1 protein-coding gene is annotated in these 1057 nt (G+C 27.2%); it reads left to right on the top strand.

Annotation, left to right across the window (positions count from 1 at the left end; all coding sequences use genetic code 11):
* Positions 1–157: 157 nt before the first annotated feature.
* Positions 158–1057: PDC sensor domain-containing protein (locus tag L8X27_RS07945; RefSeq protein WP_207921009.1), on the top strand; the 900-nt coding region annotated here is incomplete at its 3' end.

Below are 1057 nucleotides of genomic sequence, written 5' to 3'. Positions count from 1 at the left end.
GTTTTTTATATTGTGTTTTAATAAAATTTATATTTATCCAATATTATTTATATAGATAATTTTTTATTAATATATTGTTTTTTTAAATTTATACTGCTATGAGATAATTTTTTCACTTTCAAAAAATAACTACAAATTTACATAAAAAGGAAAACCAATGAAAAGTGCGAAAATAAAAATCTCACTCATAGCAAATTTTATTGCTATATTTTGTCTACTTATTTTAGGCATTATAACTTTTGTTTTTGTAAAAGACTCTCTGTTTAAAGAAGTTATAAAAGCAGAACAAGATAAACTTATTTCTGCAAAAAATTTAACACAAAATTTTTACAACAACTCTTCAAGTGCATTAGAAAGATTTGCCCAAAGTATTTTACACCATCCATATGAAATTTTAGCCAACGAAGAAACATTAATAGAAGATGTTGGAATTCAGTTAAAAGCTGCAAAAGATATAGGCGATTATCAAGCTATTTATTTGGCAAAACCTGATGGGGAATTAGTTTTAAGTAACAAAGACAGCGATGCCAAAGGAGTAAATTATTTAATTTATGGAAAAGAGCAAAATTATGATGCAACTACAAGAGAATTTTATATAGCAGCTAGAAAGAAAACTGGTTGGAATGTAACTGATATTTATACAGATATAGCAACAGGGCTTCCTACTTTTACCTATTCTATATCTTTAACTAAAAATGGTAAGTTTATAGGGGTTTTAGCTATCGATGTTTCTGTGAAGAAATTAGAAGATAGATTAAAACATTTACCAGGCTCATCTTTTGTTTTTGATAAAGCATTGTTTGCATTTGCTTCAACCGATGAAAACTATTTTGGCAAAGATAATAAAAATGTTGCTATTGTTGCTAAAGCTTTTAGTAAAGCAAAACCAGGCGAGGCATTTTTTTATACTAATGAAATGGGCAAAGAAAAATTATCTATTTGCGATAAAATAGATTCAGATACTATCTGCAGTGTAACAGATATAGACAGCATAGAAGAATCTAGCAAGAAAATGGCCTATATTCAAATTACTGCAGTTATTGCAGCTAGTTTTATA

Source organism: Campylobacter sp. CNRCH_2015_1657 (genome assembly GCF_025772685.1).
Taxonomy (GTDB): Bacteria; Campylobacterota; Campylobacteria; order Campylobacterales; family Campylobacteraceae; genus Campylobacter_D; species Campylobacter_D lari_D.
Note: the sequence above shows the minus strand (reverse complement) of the source record. Positions and strands in the feature narration are given on the sequence as shown.